This is a genomic window from Streptomyces cadmiisoli (assembly GCF_003261055.1).
GTDB lineage: Bacteria > Actinomycetota > Actinomycetes > Streptomycetales > Streptomycetaceae > Streptomyces > Streptomyces cadmiisoli.
On sequence record NZ_CP030073.1, the window covers coordinates 5,966,896 to 5,990,740 of the forward strand.

Annotated in this window: 20 protein-coding genes; 8 read left to right on the forward strand and 12 right to left on the reverse strand. The window is 73.6% G+C overall.

Translation table 11 applies throughout. The features are described 5' to 3' along the window. Positions 1–12 precede the first annotated feature (12 nt). The 7 genes from DN051_RS26045 to DN051_RS26075 form a co-directional block, all read right to left on the reverse strand. On the reverse strand, positions 13–429 hold the full coding sequence (locus DN051_RS26045) for a TIGR03668 family PPOX class F420-dependent oxidoreductase (protein WP_053758255.1): 417 nt from the start codon (positions 427–429) through the stop codon (positions 13–15). An 83-nt stretch (positions 430–512) separates the two neighbouring features. Continuing rightward, positions 513–932, reverse strand: coding sequence for an LAETG motif-containing sortase-dependent surface protein (locus tag DN051_RS26050; RefSeq protein ID WP_053758256.1), 420 nt, complete (start codon positions 930–932; stop codon positions 513–515). Positions 933–1,157: 225 nt separating this feature from the next. After that, the gene (locus DN051_RS26055; RefSeq protein ID WP_053758257.1) at positions 1,158–2,099 is read right to left on the reverse strand and encodes an SMP-30/gluconolactonase/LRE family protein; all 942 of its coding nucleotides are present in this window, start codon (positions 2,097–2,099) and stop codon (positions 1,158–1,160) included. Between the two features lie 123 nt (positions 2,100–2,222). Beyond that, the gene (locus tag DN051_RS26060) at positions 2,223–3,383 is read right to left on the reverse strand and encodes an alkaline phosphatase PhoX (protein WP_053758258.1); all 1,161 of its coding nucleotides are present in this window, start codon (positions 3,381–3,383) and stop codon (positions 2,223–2,225) included. A gap of 193 nt (positions 3,384–3,576) precedes the next feature. Continuing rightward, complete coding sequence (gene nirD, locus DN051_RS26065; protein ID WP_053758259.1) at positions 3,577–3,966, reverse strand: nitrite reductase small subunit NirD; 390 nt, start codon at positions 3,964–3,966, stop codon at positions 3,577–3,579. Next, a complete protein-coding gene (nirB, locus tag DN051_RS26070) occupies positions 3,963–6,575 on the reverse strand; it encodes a nitrite reductase large subunit NirB (RefSeq protein ID WP_053758260.1) in 2,613 nt (870 codons plus the stop codon). The genes nirD and nirB overlap by 4 nt, the downstream gene beginning before the upstream one ends. Next, positions 6,575–7,786 (reverse strand): NAD(P)/FAD-dependent oxidoreductase, encoded by a 1,212-nt coding sequence (locus tag DN051_RS26075; RefSeq protein WP_112439607.1) that lies wholly within the window; start codon positions 7,784–7,786, stop codon positions 6,575–6,577. Before DN051_RS26075 ends, nirB begins: the two co-directional genes overlap by 1 nt. 219 nt (positions 7,787–8,005) lie before the next feature. Here DN051_RS26075 and DN051_RS26080 point away from each other — a divergent pair, with 219 nt between their 5' ends. Continuing rightward, the gene (locus tag DN051_RS26080) at positions 8,006–8,788 is read left to right on the forward strand and encodes a sulfite exporter TauE/SafE family protein (RefSeq protein WP_112439608.1); all 783 of its coding nucleotides are present in this window, start codon (positions 8,006–8,008) and stop codon (positions 8,786–8,788) included. Between the two features lie 157 nt (positions 8,789–8,945). Here DN051_RS26080 and DN051_RS26085 read toward each other — a convergent pair whose 3' ends face one another. Together DN051_RS26085 and DN051_RS26090 are read right to left on the reverse strand one after the other, a co-directional pair. Further along, entirely contained in the window at positions 8,946–9,572 is a 627-nt protein-coding gene (locus DN051_RS26085) for a class F sortase (RefSeq protein WP_053758263.1), read from the reverse strand. Positions 9,573–9,682: 110 nt separating this feature from the next. After that, positions 9,683–10,207 (reverse strand): hypothetical protein, encoded by a 525-nt coding sequence (locus tag DN051_RS26090; RefSeq protein ID WP_053758264.1) that lies wholly within the window; start codon positions 10,205–10,207, stop codon positions 9,683–9,685. 275 nt (positions 10,208–10,482) lie between these two features. Between DN051_RS26090 and DN051_RS26095 the strand changes: the two genes are divergently transcribed. Beyond that, positions 10,483–11,076, forward strand: a complete 594-nt coding sequence (locus tag DN051_RS26095; RefSeq protein WP_112442445.1) for an NADPH-dependent FMN reductase — start codon at positions 10,483–10,485, stop codon at positions 11,074–11,076. Between the two features lie 42 nt (positions 11,077–11,118). On the opposite strand, the gene DN051_RS26100 is transcribed toward DN051_RS26095, so the two are convergent. Beyond that, a complete protein-coding gene (locus DN051_RS26100) occupies positions 11,119–12,765 on the reverse strand; it encodes a M4 family metallopeptidase (protein WP_112439609.1) in 1,647 nt (548 codons plus the stop codon). Between the two features lie 160 nt (positions 12,766–12,925). Between DN051_RS26100 and DN051_RS26105 the strand changes: the two genes are divergently transcribed. Then, the gene (locus DN051_RS26105) at positions 12,926–13,339 is read left to right on the forward strand and encodes a gamma-glutamylcyclotransferase family protein (protein ID WP_053758266.1); all 414 of its coding nucleotides are present in this window, start codon (positions 12,926–12,928) and stop codon (positions 13,337–13,339) included. An 81-nt stretch (positions 13,340–13,420) separates the two neighbouring features. Here DN051_RS26105 and DN051_RS26110 read toward each other — a convergent pair whose 3' ends face one another. Further along, positions 13,421–15,565, reverse strand: coding sequence for a molybdopterin oxidoreductase family protein (locus DN051_RS26110; RefSeq protein WP_053758267.1), 2,145 nt, complete (start codon positions 15,563–15,565; stop codon positions 13,421–13,423). Between the two features lie 107 nt (positions 15,566–15,672). Continuing rightward, positions 15,673–16,359 (reverse strand): SanA/YdcF family protein, encoded by a 687-nt coding sequence (locus DN051_RS26115; RefSeq protein ID WP_112439610.1) that lies wholly within the window; start codon positions 16,357–16,359, stop codon positions 15,673–15,675. Between the two features lie 239 nt (positions 16,360–16,598). Between DN051_RS26115 and DN051_RS26120 the strand changes: the two genes are divergently transcribed. From DN051_RS26120 to DN051_RS26140, 5 genes are all read left to right on the forward strand, one after another. Then, complete coding sequence (locus tag DN051_RS26120) at positions 16,599–17,507, forward strand: sirohydrochlorin chelatase (RefSeq protein ID WP_079000715.1); 909 nt, start codon at positions 16,599–16,601, stop codon at positions 17,505–17,507. 34 nt (positions 17,508–17,541) lie between these two features. Next, a complete protein-coding gene (locus DN051_RS26125) occupies positions 17,542–18,858 on the forward strand; it encodes a deoxyguanosinetriphosphate triphosphohydrolase (RefSeq protein ID WP_053758269.1) in 1,317 nt (438 codons plus the stop codon). 215 nt (positions 18,859–19,073) lie between these two features. Then, positions 19,074–20,339: an NAD(P)/FAD-dependent oxidoreductase gene (locus DN051_RS26130; protein WP_053758270.1), complete on the forward strand. Its 1,266-nt coding sequence runs from the start codon at positions 19,074–19,076 to the stop codon at positions 20,337–20,339. A 90-nt stretch (positions 20,340–20,429) separates the two neighbouring features. Further along, positions 20,430–22,331 (forward strand): DNA primase, encoded by a 1,902-nt coding sequence (gene dnaG, locus DN051_RS26135; RefSeq protein WP_053758271.1) that lies wholly within the window; start codon positions 20,430–20,432, stop codon positions 22,329–22,331. A gap of 104 nt (positions 22,332–22,435) precedes the next feature. Next, positions 22,436–23,734, forward strand: a complete 1,299-nt coding sequence (locus DN051_RS26140) for an RNA polymerase sigma factor (RefSeq protein ID WP_053758272.1) — start codon at positions 22,436–22,438, stop codon at positions 23,732–23,734. The last annotated feature ends 111 nt before the right edge of the window (positions 23,735–23,845 follow it).

Here is a 23,845-nt window from a genome sequence, read left to right on the forward strand (position 1 = left end):
GGCCCGGAACGGCTACGCCGACGACCAGCCGCTCCACCGCTCCACCCGGACCGCGACCGCGGGACCGAGCGGCGGGGAGTGCCGGTACTGGTCGTACCTGGCGCACAGCAGGTCCACCGCGGACCGCCGCTCCGGACCCTGCCCCAGTACGTCCGCGCGGCCGTCCGCGCGCACCCACCACAGCGTCGACCAGTCGTCGTCGTAGTGGTCGGCGAGCACGGCCACCGAGGGGTTCTCCCGGATGTTGCGCAACCGGCGCAGGTCCCAGGTGCTCTTGGGCTTGTGATCGACCGCGAAGTACACGACGTCGCCCAGGACGGCGAAGGTCACCGGCACCGCGTGGGGCACTCCGTCGGCGCCGGCCGTCGCCAGCCGGGCGACCGGCGAGGCGGCGAAGCGCTGCCGGGCGACGGACGGCGGGAGCCTCATGTGCCTCACCGTACGGCGGGCGGGAGGCCGGCGCCGCGCGGCGCCGTTCGGGGCGCCGTTCGGGGTATCGCCCTCCGCGCGGTTCAGTCGTTCGCGCGGCGCTTGCGGGCCGCCAGGACCAGACCGCCGCCCGCGAGCACCACGAGGGCGCCGCCCCCCGCGAGGTACGGGGTGGCACCGCTGCCGCCGGTCTCGGCCAGGTCGGTGTCGTCAGCCGCGCCGTCGTCCGAGGCCTGCTCCCCGGTCCCGGCGTCGTCCGTCGCCTCGTCGTCGGCCGGCACGAAGTCCGCGGGCGGGCTGTCGCAGCCGATGCCGTCCTTGTCGCGGTCGAGGTGCTCGCCGTAGTGCTCGTCGCCCTCCTCGATGTTCGCGTAACCGGCGGCGTACGCGGCGGAGCAGTTCTCGAAGGGGTGGTCGCCGTCGTGGGCCAGCGCGGTGGAGGGCAGCGCGGCCGCGGTCACGGCGGCGAGGGCGACGGCGCCACGCTTGAGGAACGGGTTCACGAGAGAGTCCTTCCGGGTTCGTGGTGATATCCGGGCCGGTGATCCTGATGGTGTGAACCGCCGGATATGAGGTGACCGAAGCTAGTGCGGGGCCACCACCGCGGGGGTGGGATGAAGGACTCGTGATGGGAACGTGACGTGACCGGAAAGTAGCTCTCCGTACGGGGCGCGGGCGTTGTCACCACCGCCCGGGCGGTGTCGTCGTCGCCCGCGCCCTCCCTGCGGTCAGGCCGGGATCGGGACCGCGACCCCGGTGAACGTCGTCTCCGGCGTCTGCGGGCTGGTGAAGCGGGCGTTGACCAGATACAGACGGTCGCCGTACCGGGCCGCCGTCGTGGGGACGTCGAAGCGCGGGTCGCTGATGGTGCCGCGCAGGGTGGCCGTGCGCAGCCGCCGGTCGAGGGTCCAGACGCTGATCAGGTCGAGCCGGTTCTGCACCACGTACAGGGTGTGCCCGATACGGACCAGGCCGTCGCCGTTCACCACCGAGTCGGCTCCGCGCAGGGTGATCCGCTCGGCCCGGCCCGTTCTCGGCGAGACGTGGTACAGCGTGCCCGGCGTGCTCCTGACGACGATCAGGCCCCGCCCGTCCGGTGTCGTCACGATGCCGTTGGCGTTGTTGACGTCGGGGAGCTGCTCCCAGTCGCCGGTCAGCGGCAGCGCGCGGACCGAGCCGCCGCGGGCACGCGGCACGCCGTACAGGACCGCGTTGCGTGAGTCGGTGAACCAGGCGCGGTCGCCGGTCAGGACGACGTCGTTGACGAAGGTGGTCGTGGCGGTGGTGAGCCGGTGGGTGCGTACGGCCTCGCCGGTGCGGGAGTCGATGACGCGGGCCGTGCCCCCGCCGCCGCCCGCCACGTACAGCAGGCCGTCGCGGTCCAGCTTCAGGCCGATCGCGACCGTGCCCGGCGTGCCCGCGGCGACGATCCTGCCGGCGCCGGTGCGCAGATCGGTGCGCAGGACGGCGCCGTCGGCGCGGGAACCCATGTAGGCGTACGGCTTGTCGCCGATGGTGATGCCCTCGGGCAGGAAGCCGTCGGGCAGGGCGAACTGCGTGGGCCACTTCCGGGGTGTGGCGGCGGCCGTGCCGGACGCGCCGGCCGCGGTGAGCGCGGCGGCGGCCGTGCCGGTCAGGACGGAGCGCCGGGACAGGTGGTTCCTGGTCATGGTTCGGGCCTCCGGGGATGGGAGTGATCGGGTGGGGCGGCGCACACGGCGACCTGCCCGCCGCACACGGGAGTTCCCGCCCGCCCCACCCACAACACGCCCCGGAGGCTGTCGAGTTGCTGTCTACGAGCGGAAGGGACCCGTCACCTCGTAGGTGATGCCGCCCGAGGAGCTGCCGCTCGTGCCGCGCTGGCTGGAGAAGTACAGGCGCCGGCCGTCGGGGGAGAACGCCGGGCCCGTGATCTCCGAACCGGACTGGCCGTCGATCCGCAGGAAGGGCGCGATCACGTCGTTCGGCGTGATGACGCAGATCTCCATGTTGCCCCCGTCCTCCGAGACGAACAGGTCGCCGGAGGAGGTCCCGGTGATGTTGTCGACGCCGGTCAGGGGGGCCGTGCCGGAGCCCACGAGGGAGTCGTCGTAGGCGAGTTCGTAGGTGTTCGCCGCGAGGTTGAGCTGCCAGACGCGGTTGTCGCCCTTGGTGGTGAACCAGACGGTGTTGTCGGCGTAGTGGCAGCCCTCGCCGCCGTTGAAGGACTTCGAGCCGGAGACCTGGCTGCGGGTCACGGTGGGGGAGCCGTCCGGGTCGGGCACGTCGGCCCAGGTGAACGAGCCGGACGTGGCGGATCCGGCGACCATCACCTGGAGGGTGCCGGACGACAGGTCGCCCCAGGTCGTCGGGATGAAGCGGTAGAAGCGGCCGTTCGTCTCGTCCTCGGTCAGGTAGATCACCCTGCGCACCGGGTCGGCCGCCGCCGCCTCGTGCTTGAAGCGGCCCATGGCGCCGCGGCGGACGGCAGCCTTCACGCCCCACGGGTCGGTCTCGTAGACGTAGCCGAGGGACACCTCCTCGCAGGACAGCCAGGTGTTCCACGGGGTCTTGCCGCCGGCGCAGTTGGTGCGGGTGCCGGAGAGGATGCGGTACGCCGACGTGATGGTGCCGGTCGCCGAGAACTTCACCGCGCTCGCGCCGCCGTTCGGGTCGATCTCCGAGTTCGACACGTAGATCCACCCGCTGCCGTCGGTGTAGCAGGCGCCGCCGTCGGGGGCGTTGTGCCAGGTGTACGAGGTGCCGGGGACCGTCTGCCCGGAACGGGCCACCACCCGGCTGGTGAAACCGGCGGGCAGTCTGATGCCGTTGGCGTCCGGGGAACCGAGCGCCCCGTAGGGACCCGTGCCGGGCTGTGCGGGGGCGGCGTACGCGGCGCCGCGCCACAGGCTTCCGCCGAGGGCGGCGGTCGAACCGCCGAGGACGGCCGCACGCAGCAGGCTACGACGTTCCACTCTGACTCCAGGGGTGTGGTGACCGTCCCGTCACCGGTCGGCGACGGGTCGTGCGGTCAGGGACCCTAGGAGAGCGGGGTGGACGGACCGTGGCCGGACCGTGACGCGCCGGCGTACACCGAGGTCGGCCGCCGTGTCGGCGGCGGACGCACGGTCAGATTCGGCAGGGAATGCGGGAATTGGCGGCAGCCCGTCAGCCGGCGCCGTTCTCGGAGCCCGGGCAGGACGGCGTCGCCACCCGCACCTCGTACGTGGCCACGTGTGCCGTCTCGTCGTCCAGGCAGTGCCCCGAGCGCAGGTCGTAGCGCTGCTTGAGCAGGGGAGAGGCGACGAACACGCGGCCCTCGTGGGTGCCGAGCAGGCCGCGGGAGAGAACCGCCGCGCCGCCGAACGGATCGCGGTTGTCGACGGCGTAGAGCCGCCCCCCGCGGTCCCGGAACAGGGCCGCCTGGCGGCCGTCCGGCAGCAGGGCCGCCACACCGCGGCCGGGCAGCAGCCGGTCCAGGCCGCAGACCGTGAACCAGTCCTCGCCCAGCCGGAGCTGGACCTGCGGGCCGGTCGTCTCGGGAGCCGAGGTCGTCACCGGGCGCTTCCTTCCAGGACGTCGTGCGCGGGCCGCAGGCCGATGGAGAGCAGCGGCAGGTCGGGCTTGATCTGGTCGCGCTCGGGGACGAAGCCGACGACCGGGTCGGGCGTGTCGGGGGCGTTGACGAAGGAGACGAACCGGGCGAGCTTCTCCGGGTCGTTGATGGTCTCGGACCACTCGTCCCGGTAGTGGGCGACGTGCGCCGCCATCAGGGTCTCCAGCTCCTCGCAGATGCCGAGCGAGTCGTGCACGACGACGTCGCGCACATGGTCCAGTCCGCCGGGGATCCGCTCCAGCCAGGTCGAGGTGCGCTCCAGCCGGTCGGCGGTACGGATGTAGAACATCAGGAACCGGTCGGTCAGGCGGACGAGTTCGGCGTCCGACAGGTCCTGCGCCAGCAGGTCGGCGTGGCGCGGGGTCGCGCCGCCGTTGCCGCCGACGTACAGGTTCCAGCCCTGGGAGGTGGCGATCACGCCGAAGTCCTTCGACCGGGCCTCGGCGCACTCCCGGGCGCAGCCCGAGACCGCCGACTTCAGTTTGTGCGGCGAGCGCAGTCCGCGGTAGCGCAGTTCCAGGTCGATCGCCATCCGGACGGAGTCCTGGACGCCGTAGCGGCACCAGGTGCGGCCCACACAGGACTTCACCGTGCGCAGCGACTTGCCGTAGGCGTGCCCGGACTCGAAGCCCGCGTCCACCAGGCGGGCCCAGATCAGCGGGAGCTGTTCTACGCGGGCGCCGAACATGTCGATGCGCTGGCCCCCGGTGATCTTCGTGTAGAGGCCGAAGTCGCGGGCGATCTCACCGATCACGATCAGCTTCTCCGGGGCGATCTCGCCGCCGGGGATCCGCGGGACGACCGAGTACGAGCCGTTCCTCTGGAGGTTGGCCAGGAAGTGGTCGTTGGTGTCCTGGAGGGCGGCCTGCTCGCCGTCGAGCACATGGCCGTCGGCGCCGATGGTGGGCGCGAGGGAGGCGATGATCGAGGCGACGGCCGGTTTGCAGGTCTCGCACCCGTCGCCGCCCCGGGCGCCGTCCCGGCCGTGGCGGTCTAGCAGGTCCCGGTAGGAGGTGACGCGCAGGGCCAGCACGATCTCGTACAGCTCCTCGCGGGTCTGGGCGAAGCACCCGCACAGCCCCTTGTCGACCTCGACCCCGCTCGCCTCCAGTTCGGCGGTGACCAGTTGGCCGAGCACCTTGACGCAACTGCCGCAGCCGGTCCCGGCCCTGGTGCACTTCTTGACCTCCGGCACGGTGGCGCAGCGGTGGTCGGTGACCGCCGCGCGGACGGTGCCCTTGGTGACGTTGTGGCAGGAGCAGATCACCGCGTCGTCCGGGAGCGCGGCCGGGCCGAGCTGATCGCCGCCGCCCGACCCGGCCGGCAGGACCAGCTGCTCGGGGGAGACCGGCGGCACGGACCCGGTGAGCGCGCGCAGCGTGCCGTAGGCCTCCGCGTCGCCGACCAGGACCCCGCCGAGCAGGGTGCCGTCGCGGCCGACCACCAGCTTCTTGTACAGGCCGGAGCGCGAGTCGGAGTAGACGACGTCCAGGCAGTCGTCGGTGGTGCCGTGCGCGTCGCCGAAGGACGCCACGTCCACGCCGAGGAGCTTCAGCTTCGTGGACAGATCGGCGCCGGTGAAGTCGGCGGCGTCATCGGCGGCGGCGATCGTGGCGGCCGCCGTCTCGGCCTGCTCGTAGCCGGGGGCCACCAGGCCGTAGACCCGGCCGTCCGCCGCCAGCGCGCACTCGCCGATCGCGAACACCCGCGGGTCCGAGACCGTGCGGCACCGCTCGTCGACGGTGATGCCGCCGCGCTCGCCGACCGTCAGGCCGCAGTCGCGGGCCAGTCGGTCGCGGGGGCGGACACCGGCGGAGAACACCACCAGGTCGGTGGCGATCGCGGAGCCGTCGGACAGCTTCATACCGGTGACGGCGCCGTCCTCGCCGACCACGATCTCCTGGGTGCCGGTACCGGTGTGCACGGTCAGGCCCATGTCCTCGATGGTGCGCAGCAGCGCGGCGCCGCCGCCGTCGTCGACCTGCGCCGGCATCAGGCGCGGCGCGAACTCCACGACGCGGGTGGCCAGCCCGAGGCCCTTCAGGGCGCCCGCGGCCTCCAGCCCCAGCAGGCCGCCGCCGACCACCGCTCCGCTGGTCGCCCTGGTCCTCGCGTACTCCTCGATGGCGAGCAGGTCCTCGATGGTGCGGTAGACGAAGCAGCCCTCGGCGTCCCGGCCGGGGACCGGCGGGACGAACGGGTAGGAGCCGGTGGCCAGGACCAGGACGTCGTAGCCGAAGACGTTCCCGGACCGGGCGGTCACCTCGCGCGCCGCGCGGTCGACGGACTCGGCGGGGTCGCCGACGTACAGCTCGATCGAGTGCTTCTCGATGAACTCCATGTCCGTCAGGGACAGCTCGTCGGGGCTCCGGCCCGCGAAGTACGAGGTGAGCTGCACGCGGTCGTAGGCCGGACGCGGCTCCTCGCACAGCACGACGACGCGGTGCGTGGTGGTCAGGCCGCGGTCGGCGAGCGCTTCGAGGAAGCGCTGTCCGACCATGCCGTGGCCGACGAGCACGATCGTGGGGGTGTCCCCCGGGGTGGCGGACATCAGCAGCCTCCATCGTTGGTCAGCAGGTGGAGCAGGGGGGCGCCGCCGGGGAGCTGCTCCGCGCCCTCCCAGGCGCGGGCCAGGTCGCCGACGGTGCCGAGTTCACCGACGAGGACCCCGCCGACCAGGCGGTCGTCGCGGACGACGACCTTGCGGTAGGTGCCGCGGGTGGCGTCGGCGAGCTGGACGACGTCGTCGCCGGGGCGGGGCTCCGGCTCGCCGAACGCGGCGAGGTCGAAGGGGTCCCGGCCGGCCAGGGTGAGGCGGGTGAGGGCGCGGGTGCCGGTGTAGCGGGCGGTGGTGTCGCCGGTCAGCGCGCGGGCCAGGACGTCGGCCTGGTCCAGGGCCGGGGCGGCGAGGCCGTACAGGGTGCCGTCGTGCTGGGCGCAGTCGCCGATCGCCCGGATGCGCGGGTCGGAGGTGCGCAGCTCGTCGTCGACCAGGACGCCCTTGTGCGCGGCGAGCCCGGCGTCCCTGGCCAGGCCCACCCGGGGGTGGACGCCGCAGGCCAGGACCACGAGGTCGGCGTCGAGGGTGTAGCCGTCGGCCATCTCGACCGCGCGGACCGCGCCGCCGGCCACGCGGACGTCGCGCACCCGGCACTCGGTGTGCACCTCGGCGCCCAGCTCCGCCAGATGCCGCCGGACGAGCCGGGAGGCGGCCGGGTCGAGCTGGCGCTCCATGAGCCGCTCGGACTGCTGGGCGAGCACGACCTGGGCGCCCCGCACGGCGAGCGCGCGGGCCGCGGAGACCCCGAGCAGCCCGCCCCCGATGACGACCGCCCGCACGCCCGGCCGCACCGCCTCGGACAGGCCGAGGCAGTCGTCCATGGTGCGGAAGGCGTGCACGCCCTCGGGCAGTTCGCGGCCCGGCGTGTACAGCCCGCGCAGCGGCGGCAGCACCGGGTTGGAGCCGGTGGCCAGGACCAGCGTGTCGTATGCGATCACCGTGCCGTCGGCGCAGCGCACGGTCCGCGCGTCCCGGTCGATCCCCGTCACCCGGCCGCGGGTCAGCCCGTCGGGCGCCGGCAGGGCGATCACCTCCGGGCCGTAGCGGCCGGCCAGCACCTCGGCGAGCAGGACCCGGTTGTACGGCCGGTGCTCCTCCTCGCCGACGAGCAGCGCGGGCGTGCCCAGCTCGGCCAGCCGCCGGGCGAGCCGTACGCCCGCGAGGCCGGTGCCGATCACCACCACACGCGTGTCCGAGGTCATGCACCGCAGCGTGCGGGGTGGGTGTTACCCGGCCGCATCACGGCTGTTTCCCACGAGGAACGCTGCCCTCAGCGGGGACCGGGGCGGGGTGTGAGGGGGCGAGGGCGGGCCCCGGGGTGCGCGGGGCCGGACCGCCGAACCTCAGAAGACCCTCTGAACATGCCGTGCGCGGCCGAAATCCGTGGACGCTACAACCGTCCGGTTCGTAGGGTCCCGATCATGCCCGACATATCGCTGACCACCGTCGTCCTGCTGTGCCTCGCCGCTCTCGTGGCCGGGTGGATCGACGCCGTGGTCGGCAGCGGTGGCCTGCTGCTGCTTCCCGCGCTGCTGCTCGGGCTGCCGGCCGGCACTCCGGCCGCGACGGCGCTCGGCACCAACAAGGCGGTCGCCATCGTCGGTACGACGGGCGCCGCCGTGACGTACGCCCGCAAGGCGCCGGTCGATGTGCGCACCGCCGTGCGCATCGGGCTCGCCGCGCTCGCCGGATCGTCGGCCGGGGCGTTCTTCGCGGCCGGCATGAGCACGGACGTGCTCAAACCCGTGATCATGGTGGTGCTGCTCGGCGTCGCCGCCTTCGTGATCCTGCGGCCGGCGTTCGGCACGGCCCCCGCGCCGGGCCCGGTCACCCGCCGCCGCGTCCTCGCGGCGATCGGCCTCGCGGGTCTCGGCATCGGCTTCTACGACGGGTTCATCGGCCCGGGCACCGGTACGTTCCTGGTGCTGGCGCTCACCGCGGTCCTGCACCTCGACCTGGTGGCCGCCTCCGCCACCGCCAAGATCGTCAACTGCTGCACCAACGCGGGCGCGCTGGCGATGTTCGCCTGGCAGGGCGCGGTGCTGTGGCAGCCGGCGGCGCTGATGGCGGTGTTCAATCTCGCGGGCGGGACGCTGGGGGCGCGCACGGCGCTGAAGAAGGGCAGCGGCTTCGTCCGGATCGTGCTGCTGACGGTGGTGTTCGCGCTGGTGGCGAATCTGGCGTACGAGCAGTGGGTGGCGTAGGCCTCGCCGGCGGCGTCCGTCCGGCGTGCGCCCGGGGTGCGCGCGGGGTTCTCACGGGGCCGGAGCCGGAGCCGGAGCCGGTGCGGTGCGGTGCGGGGTTCTGGCGAAGCCGGAGTCGGAGCGTGAGCCCGAGCCGGCGCCGGTGCGGTGCGCGGTGTCAGGCGCTGCCCGTCAGATGGGCGAAGACGACCACGTTGCCCCGGTAGCCGGAGTCGCGCGAGTAGCCCCCGCCGCAGGTGATCACCCGCAGCTCGGGTCGGGTCGCCGCGCCGTACACCTTCCGGTCGGGGAAGTTCTTCGCGTCGTACACCTCCACCGCGTCCACGGTGAACCGGGCGACGCCGCCGTCCCGCCGGTCGACCTCGATGACGCTGCCCCGCTTCAGGGCGCCCAGCCGGTAGAAGACGGCGGGCCCGTCGGCGTTGTCGACGTGGCCGGCGACGATGGCGGTGCCGGTCTCACCGGGAGTGGTGCCGGCCTCGTACCAGCCGGCCAGGTTCTTGTCCGCGGCGGGCGGTACGTCCAGGCTGCCGGTGGGCGTCAGTCCGAGGCCCGTCAGCGGGGCGTCCACCCGTAGCGCGGGGATGCGGATGCGGTCCGGTGGGGACGGGGCCAGCGGGGCCGCGGCGTCCCGTGTGACGGGGGCCGTCCGCGCCTGGGCGGCCGAGGGCTGCGGCGGGGCCTGCGGGGCGGCCGCGTCGCCCAGCAGCCACACCCCGGTGCACAGGGCGACCGCGGTGCCGGCGGCTATCGCGGCGTCACCCGCGTTCCCGAGTCTGCGCACAAGCGCCTCCTCTTCTGGCTGGGCCCGACCCCCTCCGGGCCGCGAGGGGCATCGGACCCGGAGGGGGTGGGGACTTGCGGTACCGGCGGACGGACAGCGGAGGGTGTCCGTCAGATCCCGTCGCCTCTCGCCCGGCGATGCAGGAGCCAGGTACCGCCCGCGGCGGCGACGGCGAGAGCCGCCACGCCGGCCGCGGTCTGCACGGGGTCGGTGCCCAGGGCGCCGCCGACCCCCGTCTTCACACTTCCCCGCGGGTACATCTGCCCGGCGGAGGAAAGAACCACGACCAGGTCGCCCCGGACCTCGTGACCGCCCCGGGTGCACTTCGCGACGATCTCGTACGTCCCCGGGTGCGCGCTCGGCGGCACCCGGAACCGCCCGGTGGTGGTGCCCTCGTACTCGTCGGTGCCGGGAGCGAGCGTGAAGGCCCCGGCGCCCACCGCGCTGGCGTCGCCGTCCGCCGTCGCGTCCTCACCGCACACCGACGTGTTCACGATGACGTCACGGCCCGGCACCACGGTGGACGGATGGACCTCGAGGCGTCCGGCGTCCGCGCCGTAGGCGGGTGCGGTGAGCAGCCCCACGGCGGCGACGGCGAGCGCGGCACCGGACAGCGGGCGGGCGGTACGTCGCATCGTGTTGCTCCTTCGAGCTCGTCGGGCCCAGCACTCCGAGGAAATCCGCACCTGCCCGAGCCCGCTTCCTGATGAGCCGTCAGAAATGCCGTTGAACGGGTGCCGCGGGACCTGTCCACGGGGCACTGCCGGTCTTGTTTCAGCAGGTCAACGGCGTGCTGTGGGCGTGTCGCGGAATTCATCCGGACGGCGTCCGTCGAAGGTGTGAACGGGTGACCGACACCCGTGGGACACGACTTGACCTCAACAATGGTCGAGGTAACAGAGTGGCCGGCATGACCACCGATACGGCATCCGCCGCCCCCCTGAACGTCACCGTCGTCGTCGGCAGCAACCGCCACGGCCGCTTCGGTCCCGTCGTGGCCGGCTGGCTGCTCGACCGGGTCCGGGACCGTGACGACCTCGTGCTCCGGGTCGTCGACGTCGCCGGGACCGACCTGCCCACCACACTGGCTCCCACCGCGGCGGCGCGGGCCGCGCTGGAGGACATCACGCCGAGGCTCGCCGCCGCCGACGCGTTCGTGGTCCTCACCCCGGAGTACAACCACTCGTTCCCGGCCGGACTCAAGAACCTGATCGACTGGCACTTCACGGAATGGCGCGCCAAGCCGGTCGCCCTCGTCTCCTACGGCGGTGTCTCCGGCGGACTGCGCGCCGTCGAACATCTGCGGCAGGTCTTCGCCGAACTGCACGCCGTCACCGTCCGCGACACCGTCTCCTTCCACAACGCCGGCGGGTCCTTCGACGACGGGGGGCGCCTGAGGGACCCGTCCGGGCCGGACGCGGCGGCGAAGGCGATGCTGGACCAGCTGGTGTGGTGGGGAACGACGTTGCGGGAGGGGCGGGAGCGCCGGCCGTACGGGGGCTGAGCACCCGGCGCGCAGGGTGCCCGCGCCCCCGGGCGGGGTTCCTCAGTCCACGTTCACCGCGCTCCAGGCGGCTTCCACCGCCGTGTGCTCGGCGCTGCCCGCGCCGTACAGGTCCCGTGCCGCGTTCAGCGTCGCCGTGCGCGCGCCCGCGTAGTCCGTCGACGACGTCATGTAGACCGTCAGGGCCCGGTACCAGATCGCGCCCAGCTTGCCCCGGCCGATCCCGCGCACCGAAGTGCCGTCGCAGGTGGGGGAGTCGTGGGCGGTGCCGCCCACCGTCCGCGCTCCGCTGCCCTCGGCCAGCAGATAGGCGAAGTGGTTGCCGATGCCGGAGGAGTAGTGCACGTCGAGGTCGGCGGCGCCCTCGGTCCAGCAGTCCGCCGAGACGCCGTCCTTGGACGGCTCGTCCATGTACCGCAGCGCGGACCGGCCGAAGCCCGGCCGGACGATCTTCTCGCCGATCAGCCAGTCGCCGGGATCGGCGGCGTTGCCCGCGTGGAACTCCACCAGCGTGCCGAAGATGTCGGACGTCGCCTCGTTCAGCCCGCCCGACTCGCCCGAGTACGTCAGCGCCGCCGTCTTCGACGTCACCCCGTGGGACATCTCGTGGCCGGCCACGTCCAGCGACACCAGCGGCCCCAGCAGGTTCCCGTCACCGTCGCCGTACGTCATGCAGAAGCAACTGTCGTCCCAGAAGGCGTTGTTGTAGCGGGTCCCGTAGTGCACCCGGTTGTACGAGCCCTTGCCGTCGCCCGCTATGCCGTTGCGCTTGTGGACGTCCCGGAAGTAGTCCCAGGTGACGTCGGTGCCGTACTGCGCGTCCACGGCGGCCGAGGCGCGGTCCGTCGCCGTGCCGTCGCCCCAGTGGTTGTCGGCGTCCGTGAAGACGGTCGCCGGCGCCCGGGTGATGCAGATCGTGCCGAGGAAGCACAGGTCGGTCCGGTTGGCCGCGTCGCCGGTGTAGGTGTTCCCGCGCGTCGGGTCCTTCAACTGGTACGCCGAATCCGCGGGCGTCGTCGCCAGCGGCACCGTGCCGCCGTACAGCGAACGCCCGTCGCCCGTCGCCGTCTCCAGTGCGTCCCAGGCGTCGATCCGGGCGCCCGTGCGGGCGTCCGTCAGCACGGTGCGGGCGACAGGGTTGCCCTGCGCGTCCAGCGCCGCCGCGTCGGTGCGCCAGGCCAGCCGCGGTGTGCCGTGCAGCGCGTCGACGACCAGGCGCGACTTCGCCGTCAGCCGCTTCAGCGTCTCGCCGAGCCGGGTGGCGCGCAGGGCGTTCGCCGCGCGGTCGGCCGCCTCCGGGGCGGACAGCGCGGGGGTGACGCCGTCCAGGGCGATGGGCGCGCGGGTGGCGCGGTCGGCGCCCCGGTAGCTGCCGTCCGGCGCCAGATGGACGACGAAGTCCCCGCCGAGCACCGGAAGCTGACGGTAGGTGCGGTCGTAGCGCACATGCTGGCTGCCGTCCGGGTCGACCACCACGTCGCGGACCTCGGTGTCCTGGGCGGCCGTGAGGCCCAGCTCCGCCGCGTGGCCGGCGAGGGCACGCGCCGCGTTCTCGACGGCCGCCGCCCGGGTCGGCCGGTCGGCCGCGCCGGCGCCGGGGGAGAGTGCCGTGGCCAGCAGGGTGGCGGCGGTCGCGGCCACACCTGCGGTCGCAAGACGGGAACCTCGGACATGCCGTATCCGGCTCATCGGTCTCCTCGGGAAGGCGCCTCAGTGGGGGGCGGCGCTGATCTTGACCGAGATTTAAGGGGCCATGACATGTCGTGTCCATAGCAATCACTGGAGACCGTGTGAGGGGTGAGAATCGTTCCTGCAAGCCTTCGGTAGCGCTTCCGTGCAGGTGGAAAGAGTGAGACTCCCCTTCTTCGTCTACGGCACCCTCCGGCCCGGCGAGCCCAACCACGGTCTGTTCCTCAGCGGCCGCACCCGGACCGAGGAACCGGGCCGTCTCACCGGCGCCGTGCTCTACGACGGTCCGGGCTATCCGTACGCCGTGGAGGAGCCGGGCGGAGCGGTGCGCGGCGACCTGGTCACCGCGCGGACCCGGGACTACGACGAACTGCTCGCCGCCCTCGACCGGTTGGAGGAGTACGTGCCGGGCGACCCCCGCAGCCTGTACGAGCGGGTCGAGCGCGAGGTCGTCCGCGAGGCCGACGGGGCGGCGGTCCGGGCCTGGGTGTACGTCGCCGCGCCCGCCGTCGCGGCGCGGCTGCGCGCCCGCGGCAGGCGTATCGAGGGCGGCGACTGGCTGACCCGGAGCTGACCGCGCGGCACGCGCGGCGGGAACCTGCCCGGGTCCGCCCCCCGCTGACTGACCCTCAGTGCCGGCCGGGCGGCCGGGCGGTCAGGTCCGTACGGCCTCCAGCCGTACCGCGCACGCCTTGAACTCCGGCATCCGCGAGGTCGGGTCGAGCGCCGGGTTGGTCAGCGTGTTGGCGCGGCCCTCGCCCGGCCAGTGGAACGGCATGAAGACGGTGTCCGGCCGGATCGCCGTGGTGATCCGCGCCGGTGCCACCGCCCGGCCCCGCCGGGACACCACCGCGACCGGGTCGCCCTCGGCGGCGCCCAGCCGTTCCGCCAGCCGCGGATGCAGCTCCACGAACGGGCCGGGCGCGGCCGCGTTCAGCTCGTCCACCCGCCGGGTCTGGGCGCCCGACTGGTACTGCGCCACGACCCGTCCGGTCGTCAGCAGCAGGGGGTACTCGGCGTCGGGCTCCTCGGCCACGGCCCGGTGCGAGACCGCCACGAACCGCGCCAGCCCGTCGTCGGTGGCGAACCGGTCGAGGAACAGCCGGGGGGTGCCGGGGTGCGCCGCGCCGCCGGCGGGTGACTCCGGCGCCGGGACGGCCCCGTCGGCGGGCCCGCCCTCCGCACCGCTCCCGGCGGGGGCCGGGCAGGGCCAGAACACCCCGTTCTCCTCCGCCAGCCTGCGGTAGGTGATCCCCGAGTAGTCGGCGGGACCGCCCGCGCTGGCCCGGCGAAGTTCCCCGAACACCTCCTCGGGGTCGGCCGGGAAGCCCTTCTCCACGCCCAGGCGGGCGGCCAGTTCGTGCAGGACCTCCAGATCGCTGCGCACCCCGGCCGGCGGGCTGACGGCCTGCCGGCGCAGCAGGACCCGGCCCTCCAGACTGGTCGTGGTGCCGGTCTCCTCCGCCCACTGCGTCACCGGCAGCACCACGTCCGCCAGGGCCGCCGTCTCCGACAGCACGACGTCGCACACCGCGAGGAAGCCGAGCGACCTGATGCGCTGCTCGATGTGCGCGGCCCGCGGCGCGGACACCACCGGGTTGGAGCCCATCAGCAGCAGCGCCCGGATGTCCGTGCCGAGCGCGTCGAGCAGTTCGTACGCGCTGCGCCCCGGCCCCGGCAGGCTGTCCGGGGCGACGCCCCACACCTCGGCCACGTGCCGGCGGGCCGCCGGATCGGTCAGCTTGCGGTAGCCGGGCAGCTGGTCGGCCTTCTGCCCGTGCTCGCGCCCGCCCTGCCCGTTGCCCTGACCGGTCAGACAGCCGTAGCCGGACAGCGGGCGGCCCGCCCGGCCCGTCGCCAGGCACAGGTTGATCCAGGCCCCCACCGTGTCCGTGCCCTTGGACTGCTGCTCCGGTCCCCGCGCGGTCAGCACCATCGCCGTCCGCGGCGTGCAGAACAGCCGTACGGCCTCGCGCAGTCGGGGAACGGACACGCCGGTGATCCGTTCCACGTGCTCCGGCCAGTGCGCCATCGCGGCGGCCCGGGCGTCCTCCCAGCCGCTGGTACGGGTGCGGATGTACTCCTCGTCCGTACGGCCCTCGGCGACGACCAGGTGCAGCAGCCCGAGCGCCAGCGCCAGGTCGGTGCCGGGCCGCGGCGCCAGGTGCAGGTCGGCCTGCTCGGCGGTCCGGGTGCGGCGCGGGTCGACGACGATCAGCGTGCCGCCGTTCTCCTTCAGCTCGGTGAGGTAGCGCAGCGCCGGCGGCATGGTCTCCGCGAGGTTGGACCCGACGAGGATCACGCACCCCGTCCTCGGGATGTCCTCCAGCGGGAACGGCAGGCCCCGGTCCAGCCCGAACGCCTTCGTGCCCGCCGCGGCGGCCGACGACATGCAGAACCGCCCGTTGTAGTCGATCTGCGAGGTGCCGAGCACGATCCGGGCGAACTTGCCGAGCGTGTACGCCTTCTCGTTCGTCAGCCCGCCGCCGCCGAAGACGCCGACCGCGTCCGCCCCGTGGTCCGCACGCGTACGGGCCAGCCCGTCGGCGATCCGGCCGAGCGCCTCGTCCCAGGTCGCCGGGGCGAGGACGCCCCCCTCGCGCACCAGCGGGGCGGTCAGGCGCACCCGGGACGACAGCACGGCCGGCGCGGTCCGGCCCTTGCCGCACAGCGCGCCCCGGTTCACCGGGAAGTCGGTCCGCTCCGACACCTCGACGCCCCCGTCCGGCGCGGGCGACAGGTTCATCCCGCACTGCAGGGCGCAGTAAGGGCAGTGGGTGGGCGTCGAGGTGCTGGTCATGCCGTTCAGCGTGCTTCGCCCGTGTTACGTGCCGTGACGGCTGCCTGTTACACCGCCGGGACGGCGGCCTCCCCTCCACCGCGCGGGCGCGGTGAGGCACCCGGCGGTCACGACGTGCGGGACTCCGCCGCCAGCGCCCGCCGCACGCCCGGCTCCCGGGGCCCCAGGAAGCGCGGGTCGGGTTCGAGGGCCGCGTCCAGCGCACCCTTGCCCGACGCGAACAGCTCACGGACACCGCCGTAGTACCAGGTGCTGTCGCGCGGCTCGGCCACTCCCACTCCGTGCGAGGTGACACCCGCCGCCTCGCAGAGCGCGACAGCCCGCCGGATGTGGAAGTCCTGGCTGATCAGCACGGCTTCCTCGACCCCGAAGATCTTCCTCGCGCGCACACACGAGTCCCAGGTGTCGAAGCCCGCGTAGTCGCTGACGATCCGGGCACCGGGGACGCCCCGCCGGGTCAGATAGGTGCGCATGGCGTCCGGCTCGTCGTAGTCCGCGCGGCTGTTGTCGCCGGTGACCAGGACGACCTCGACCCGGCCCGCCCGGTACAGCTCGGCCGCCGCGTCGAGGCGGTGGGCCAGGTAGGGGGAGGGCTCGCCGTTCCACAGACCGGCGCCGAAGACCACCGCCACCTCGGTGCGGGGCGCGTCGGCCGCCGAGCGCAGCCGGTCGTCCGTCGCGAGGTGCATCCAGGTGGACGGCAGCAGCGCGAGCGTGCACAGCGCCGCCGCCGCCTGCACCAGCCGCCGCTGCCCGGTGCGGGTGCGCGGCAGACGCGGTCGGCGGAACTTCATGGGACGCCCTCTCGGTCGGCTGCGGCACGGGAGGCGGCGTGCCCGCGGCGCGGGCGGACCGTCTTCGTCGGGAATGGACGCCGCGCGAGGCGCCCCGGTTGCCCGCCGCCCTCGAACACCGGACGGAAACCGCAGGTCGTACCGCCTCACACGGTGGAGGCGGCGCACGGTGAACCCGTGGAAAAGACCCGTCACGCCCGCGCAACGGGTCGGCAACGTCGTACGGACACCATCGCTTCATGACGGCGTCGCTTCCCGTGCACGACCAGTACGACGATCCCGACCACCGCCCCGGCGGCGAGCTGCCCGGTGGCGTCCACCTCGACAGTACGGCGCAGATCATGAACCGGATCAGTACCCGGCTGGCCGGCCGGCTCAGCCTCCTCGCCCGTGACCGCACGCCCCGCCCCACCCCGCCCGTGCTCGTCCTCGTGGCGCACGGCAGCCGCGACCCCCGCGCCCTCGCCACCGTACGCACCCTGGCCGAGCGGATCCGCGAGCTGCGCCCCGGCCTGTCCGTGCGGCTCGGCCACATCGAGCTCGACGAGCCCCTGCTGCCCGACACCCTTGCCGCGCTCGGCGAGGAGAGCGCGGTCCTCGTACCGCTGCTGCTCAGCCGAGGGCACCACGTCAAGCGGGACATCCCCGAGGCGGCCGCCGCCGTACCGGCCCGCACCCGGGTGGCCCCGCCGCTCGGACCGCACCCCCTGCTCGTGGAGACGCTGCACGCGCGCCTGCTGGAGGCCGGCTGGCACGCCGGGACGTCGGGGGCCGGGCGCGCGCGGTCCGCCGTCGTCCTGGCCGCGGCGGGCTCCCGCGACCCCGATGCCGCCCTGGACACCGGCCGCACGGCCGAACTGCTCGCCGACCGCCTCGGCGTCCCCGTCGTGCCCGCCTACGCCTCCGCCGCCGCACCCACGGTCGCCGACGCCGTGCGCTCCCTCAACGCCCGCGGCCGTCATCGCGTCGCGGTCGCCTCCTACTTCACGGCCCCGGGCCGCTTCGCCACGGAGTGCGCGCGGGCGGCCCCGGGCCTCGCCGCCGCCCCGCTGGGCGCGCACCCCCTCATGGCCCGGCTCGTCCTGCACCGCTACGACCGCACGGCCGCGACGGCGGCCGGCACGGAACGCGCGCTCTCGTCCGCCTGAGGCGCGGGCACGGCGGCCCCCTTACTGTCATGACATGGAAGGCACCGCACCGCACCCGTACGAGAACCACGTCCCGCCCGCCGGCTACGACCCGACATCGGTCGAACGCTGGGCCCCGGAGCCCGACAAACGCCCCGGTCGCACCGCCTTCCAGCGCGACCGCGCCCGCATCCTCCACTCCGCGGCCCTGCGCAGACTGGCCGGCAAGACGCAGGTGGTGACGCCCGGCACCAGCGCCCAGGCCTGGGATCCCAGCCCCCGCACCCGTCTGACGCACTCCCTCGAATGCGCCCAGGTCGGCCGGGAACTCGGCGCGGCCCTCGGCTGCGACCCCGACCTGGTCGAGGCGGCCTGCCTCTCGCACGACCTGGGCCACCCGCCCTTCGGGCACAACGGTGAGCAGGCACTCGACGAATTCGCCCACGACTGCGGCGGCTTCGAGGGCAACGCCCAGTCCCTGCGCCTGCTGACCCGCATCGAACCCAAACGCTTCGTGAGCAGCGCGGCGACCGGCGACCCGGTGAGCGTCGGACTCAACCTCACCCGCGCCGCCCTCGACGCCGCCACCAAGTACCCCTGGCCCCGCGGCGCCCACCCCACCGACCCGGCGTCGCGCAAGTTCGGTTTCTACGAGGACGACCGCCCGGTGTTCGACTGGGCCCGCAAGGACGCCCCCGGCACCCGCACCTGCTTCGAGGCGCAGGTGATGGACTGGTCGGACGACGTCGCGTACTCGGTGCACGACGTCGAGGACGGTCTGCACGCCGGTCACCTCGACCCCAACTGCCTGCACGCCGAGCCCGAACGGCAGGCGGTGTTCGAGGTCGCGATCGGGCGGTACGTCCCGGCCGGCACCGACCCCGCCGAACTGTCCGACGCCCTCGACCGGCTGCTGGACCAGGAGTGGTGGCCGCACGGCTACGACGGGTCCGCCGTCGCCCAGGCCCGGCTCAAGGACGCCACCAGCCAGCTCATCGGCCGCTTCTGCCTGGCCGCCGAGAGCGCCACCCGTGAGGCGTACGGCGGCGGCCGGCTCAGCCGGTACTCCGCCGAACTGGTCGTCCCGCGCGGGACACGCCTGGAGTGCGCGGTACTGAAGGCGGTCGCCGACCGGTACGTGATGCAGCGCGCCGAGCAGGCCCGGCTCCGCGCCGACCAGCGGATCGTGGTCGCCGAACTCGCCGAGGCGCTCACCGCCCGCGCCCCGGACGGCCTCGATCCGCAGTTCCGCGCGCTGTTCGACGCTGCGCCCGACGACCGCGCCCGCAAACGGGTGATCGTCGACCAGATCGCCTCGCTGACCGACGCCTCGGCCCGCGCGCTGCACACCCGGCTGACCGCACCCCGCTGACCGGCCGGAAACCAAGATCTCGTCAACAGGACGGGGAAAAACGCAAGTTGCCCGTCCGTACGCCGTAGCGTGCCCGCAGTGACGCGGGGAAACGCGTGGGGCGTACGAGCACTCGAAGGTGACCCTCCGTGGCCTGATCGGGTCACCCCCTCTTCCCCCATCACGCTGCGTGCGGGACGCTCGCAGGTGGCTGAACGTTCACGAGGAGGCATCAAGTGGTCGACGCGGATCAGACATTCGTCATCGTCGGTGGCGGACTGGCCGGCGCCAAGGCGGCCGAAACGCTTCGCGCGGAGGGGTTCACCGGCCGCGTGATACTGATCTGCGACGAGCGCGACCATCCGTACGAACGCCCGGCGTTGTCCAAGGGCTACCTCCTCGGCAAGGAGGAGCGCGACACCGTCTTCGTGCACGAGCCCGCCTGGTACGCGCGCAACGACATCGAGCTGCACCTCGGCCAGACCGTCGACGCCATCGACCGCACGGCCCGGACGGTCCGCTTCGGCGAGGACGGCACGGTCGTCCGCTACGACAAGCTGCTGCTGGCCACGGGAGCCGAGCCGCGCCGGCTGGACGTCCCGGGCACCGACCTCGCGGGTGTCCACCATCTGCGCCGCCTCGCCCACGCCGAACGGCTCAAGGGCGTCCTCGCCTCCCTCGGCCGGGACAACGGCCACCTCGTGATCGCCGGTGCCGGCTGGATCGGCCTGGAGATCGCCGCCGCGGCCCGCCAGTACGGCGCCGAGGTCACCGTCGTCGAGCCGGAGCCGACCCCGCTGCACGGCGTCCTCGGCCCCGAACTGGGGATGATCTTCGCCGAGCTGCACCGCGAGCACGGTGTCCGCTTCCGCTTCGGCGTCCGGCTGACCGAGATCATCGGCCAGGACGGCATGGTCCTGGCGGCCCGGACCGACGACGGGGAGGAGCACCCCGCCCACGACGTGCTCGCCGCGATCGGCGCGGCGCCGCGGGTCTCCCTCGCCGAGGCGGCCGGACTGGAGCTGGCCGACCGCTCCGGGGGCGGGGGCGTCCTGGTCGACGAGAGCCTGCGCTCCTCCGACCCCGACATCTACGTCGCCGGCGACGCCGCGGCCTTCCCGCACGCCCTGTTCGGCACCCGGCTGCGGGTGGAGCACTGGGCCAACGCGCTGAACGGCGGTCCGGCGGCGGCCCGGGCCATGCTGGGCCGGGAGGTCGTCTACGACCGCGTGCCCTACTTCTTCTCCGACCAGTACGACCTCGGGATGGAGTACTCCGGATGGGCGCCGCCGGGGTCGTACGACCAGGTGGTGATCCGGGGCGACGCCGGCAAGCGCGAGTTCATCGCGTTCTGGCTGTCCGAGGGCCGGGTGCTGGCCGGGATGAACGTCAATGTGTGGGACGTCACAGAGCACGTCCAGAAACTGATCCGGTCACGGGCCGAGGTGGACACGGAGGCGCTGGCGGACCCGCACGTGCCGCTGGAGACCCTCGTGCCCTAGGCGCATCGCCCCGTGGCGCGGTTCCGGGGCACCCCGGAACCCGGCCGGGCTCGCCCCGGCGCTGTCGGTCCGGCCCCGTAGACTCACCTCGTGGCAGGACGGATCAACGACGAGGACGTGAAGGCGGTACGGGACGCGGTCCCGATCGACGCCGTGGTGTCCGAGTACCTCCAGCTGCGCAACGCGGGCGGCGGCAACCTCAAGGGCCTGTGCCCGTTCCACGACGAGAAGTCACCGTCCTTCCAGGTCAGCCCCAGCAAGGGCCTCTTCCACTGCTTCGGCTGCCAGGAGGGCGGCGACACCCTCACCTTCGTGATGAAGGTCGACCACCTCTCCTTCTCGGAGGCCGTCGAGCGGCTCGCCGCCCAGGCCGGCATCACCCTGCGCTACGAGGAGGGCGGGTACAACCCGGCCCACCAGCGCGGCGAGCGGATCCGCCTGGTCGAGGCCCACAAGATCGCCGCGGAGTGGTACGCGGAGCAGCTCGCCACCGGCCCGGAGGCGGAGGCCGGCCGGGTCTTCCTCGCCGACCGCGGCTTCGACCAGGCCGCCGCCGTCCACTTCGGCGTCGGCTACAGCCCGCAGGGCTGGGACCACCTCACCCGGTATCTGCGCGGCAAGGGCTTCACCGACAAGGAGCTGCTGCTCTCCGGCCTCTCCCAGGAGGGCCGGCGCGGCCCCATCGACCGCTTCCGCGGCCGGCTGATGTGGCCGATCCGCGACATCGGCGGCGAGGTGGTCGGCTTCGGCGCGCGAAAGCTCTACGAGGCGGACAACGGGCCGAAGTACCTGAACACGCCCGAAACCGCCATCTATCGCAAGTCGCAGGTCCTCTACGGCATCGACCTCGCGAAGAAGGACATCGCCAAGGCCAGCCGCGCGGTCGTCGTCGAGGGCTACACCGACGTCATGGCCTGCCACCTGGCCGGCGTCACCACCGCCATCGCGACCTGCGGCACGGCGTTCGGCGGCGACCACATCAAGATCCTGCGCCGTCTGCTGATGGACAACGGCTCGGCCCGTGTGATCTTCACCTTCGACGGCGACGCGGCCGGCCAGAAGGCGGCGCTGCGGGCCTTCGAGGACGACCAGAAGTTCGCCGCCGAGACCTACATCGCCGTCGCCCCGGACGGCATGGACCCCTGCGATCTGCGCCTGGCCAAGGGCGACGAGGCGGTGGCCGAGCTGGTCGAACCGCGCACCCCGCTGTTCGAGTTCGCGCTGCGCCAGATCGTCGTCCGCTACGACCTGGACACCCCGGCGGGCCGGGCGGCCGCGCTGGACGAGGCCGCGCCCGTCGTCGCCCGCATCAAGAACAGCGGCGCCCAGCACGAGGTCGCGGTCCAGCTCGCCGGCATGCTCGGCATCCTCGACACGCAGTTCGTGGTCAAGCGGGTCGCCCAGCTGGCCCGTTGGGCCCGTGACCGCGGCGGCAAGGGCCCGGCGCCCGCCCGCGCCCCCCAGCAGCAGTACGAGCCGGCCGCCCGTCCCTCCGCGGCGGGCCCGGCCCTGCACCTGCGCAACCCCGTCCACGCCACCGAACGCGAGCTGCTCAAACTCGCCCTCCAGCGCCCGGAGCTGGTCTCCCCGGCGTTCGACGCGTACGGCGTGGACGAGTTCACCGCCCCGCCCTACGCCGCGGTGCGCCAGGCCGTCCTGGACGCGGGCGGCGCCGAGTACGGCGTGCAGGACCCCCAGGAGTACCTGGTCCGGGTGCGGGACGCGGCGCCCGACGACACCGTGCGCGCCGTGGTCACGGAGCTGGCCGTCGAGGCGATCATGCGCCGCACGGTCGACGAGGCGTACGCGGGCGACCAGCTCGTCATGGTCCGCCGCCGCGCCGTGGACCGCCGCATCCAGGACGTCCAGAGCACCCTGGCCCGGCTGGGCAGTGCCGGGGACCCGGCCCGACTCGCGGCCGTGCAGAACGAGTTGTGGGTGCTCCAGCAGTACGGACAGGCACTCCGGGAGCAGGGCGCGGCCGCTCTCTGAGCCCCGGCGGGCGGAGGCTGTCACCGTCCGGTCACCGAGCGGAAGCAAAAAGTCACCGCACGCCCCTCGTGGCGGAGATGTGTCTTACCCCACACTGGGTTCCGGTGCCTGAGTCCTCGGAGCGCGGCCGATCCGTCCCCCACGGGTCCTTCACCCCCGCTGTTCCGCTCATCGCGTTCGGGACGGAAAGCGGCGAGGCCGCCGACTCCGCCCCCCGAGCAGCGCTGCCGTACCACTCAGCAGCGATCATCCTGGAGGTCGCCCCCGTGCAGACCCAGACCCTCAGCCAGACCGACATCGCCACCGACGGCGCGGAACCGGGCGCGGAGCCCGGCATGCTCGCGGCCGTGCCGCCGCAGAGCCGTGCCGCGCACCACCCGGAGGCGGGGACGGACGGTGAGGCGCAGGTTCCGGCCGAGCCGCCCACCGACGCCGGCGAGGTCGTCCCCGAGCCCGTCGAACCACCCCTGCCGGGCCGGGTCGACAACAGCGGGCCCTCCTCGGACCTGTTCCGCCAGTACCTGCGCGAGATCGGCCGTATCCCGCTGCTCACCGCGGCCGAGGAGGTCGAACTCGCCCGCCGGGTCGAGGCCGGCCTGTTCGCCGAGGAGAAGCTGGGCAGCACCCCCGACCTGGACTCGCAGCTGGCCCTGGACCTGGACCGGCTCGTCGTGATGGGCCGGATGGCCAAGCGGCGGCTGATCGAGGCGAACCTGCGGCTCGTCGTGTCCGTGGCCAAGCGGTACGTCGGCCGCGGGCTGACCATGCTCGACCTGGTGCAGGAAGGGAACCTCGGGCTGATCCGGGCGGTCGAGAAGTTCGACTACGCCCGCGGCTACAAGTTCTCCACCTACGCCACCTGGTGGATCCGCCAGGCGATGTCCCGCGCGCTCGCCGACCAGGCCCGCACGATCCGCGTCCCGGTGCACGTCGTCGAGCTGATCAACCGGGTCGTCCGGGTCCAGCGCCGCATGCTCCAGGAGCGCGGCTACGAGCCGACCCCCGAGGAGGTCGCCGACCACCTCGACCTGCTGCCGGAGCGGGTCAGCGAGGTGCTGCGCCTCGCGCAGGAACCGGTCTCGCTGCACGCCCCGGTGGGCGAGGAGGACGACGTCGCCCTCGGTGACCTCATCGAGGACGGCGACGCCGCCAGCCCCGTCGAGTCCGCCGCGTTCCTGCTGCTCAGGGAGCATCTGGAGGCGGTCCTGTCGACGCTCGGGGAGCGGGAGCGCAAGGTCGTGCAGCTCCGCTACGGCCTCGCCGACGGACGGCCCCGCACGCTGGAGGAGATCGGCCGCATCTTCGGCGTGACCCGGGAGCGCATACGGCAGATCGAGTCCAAGACCCTGAACAAGCTCAGGGACCACGCCTTCGCCGACCAACTGCGCGGCTATCTGGACTGACCGGGGGCCGCCGGACGGCGGCGGCCCCCGGGACGGTCAGGGCCTGTTCCGACGATTCCCGTCTGCCACGCGAATCGTCGGACAGGCCCTGCTGACGGCCCTAGGGCCGAC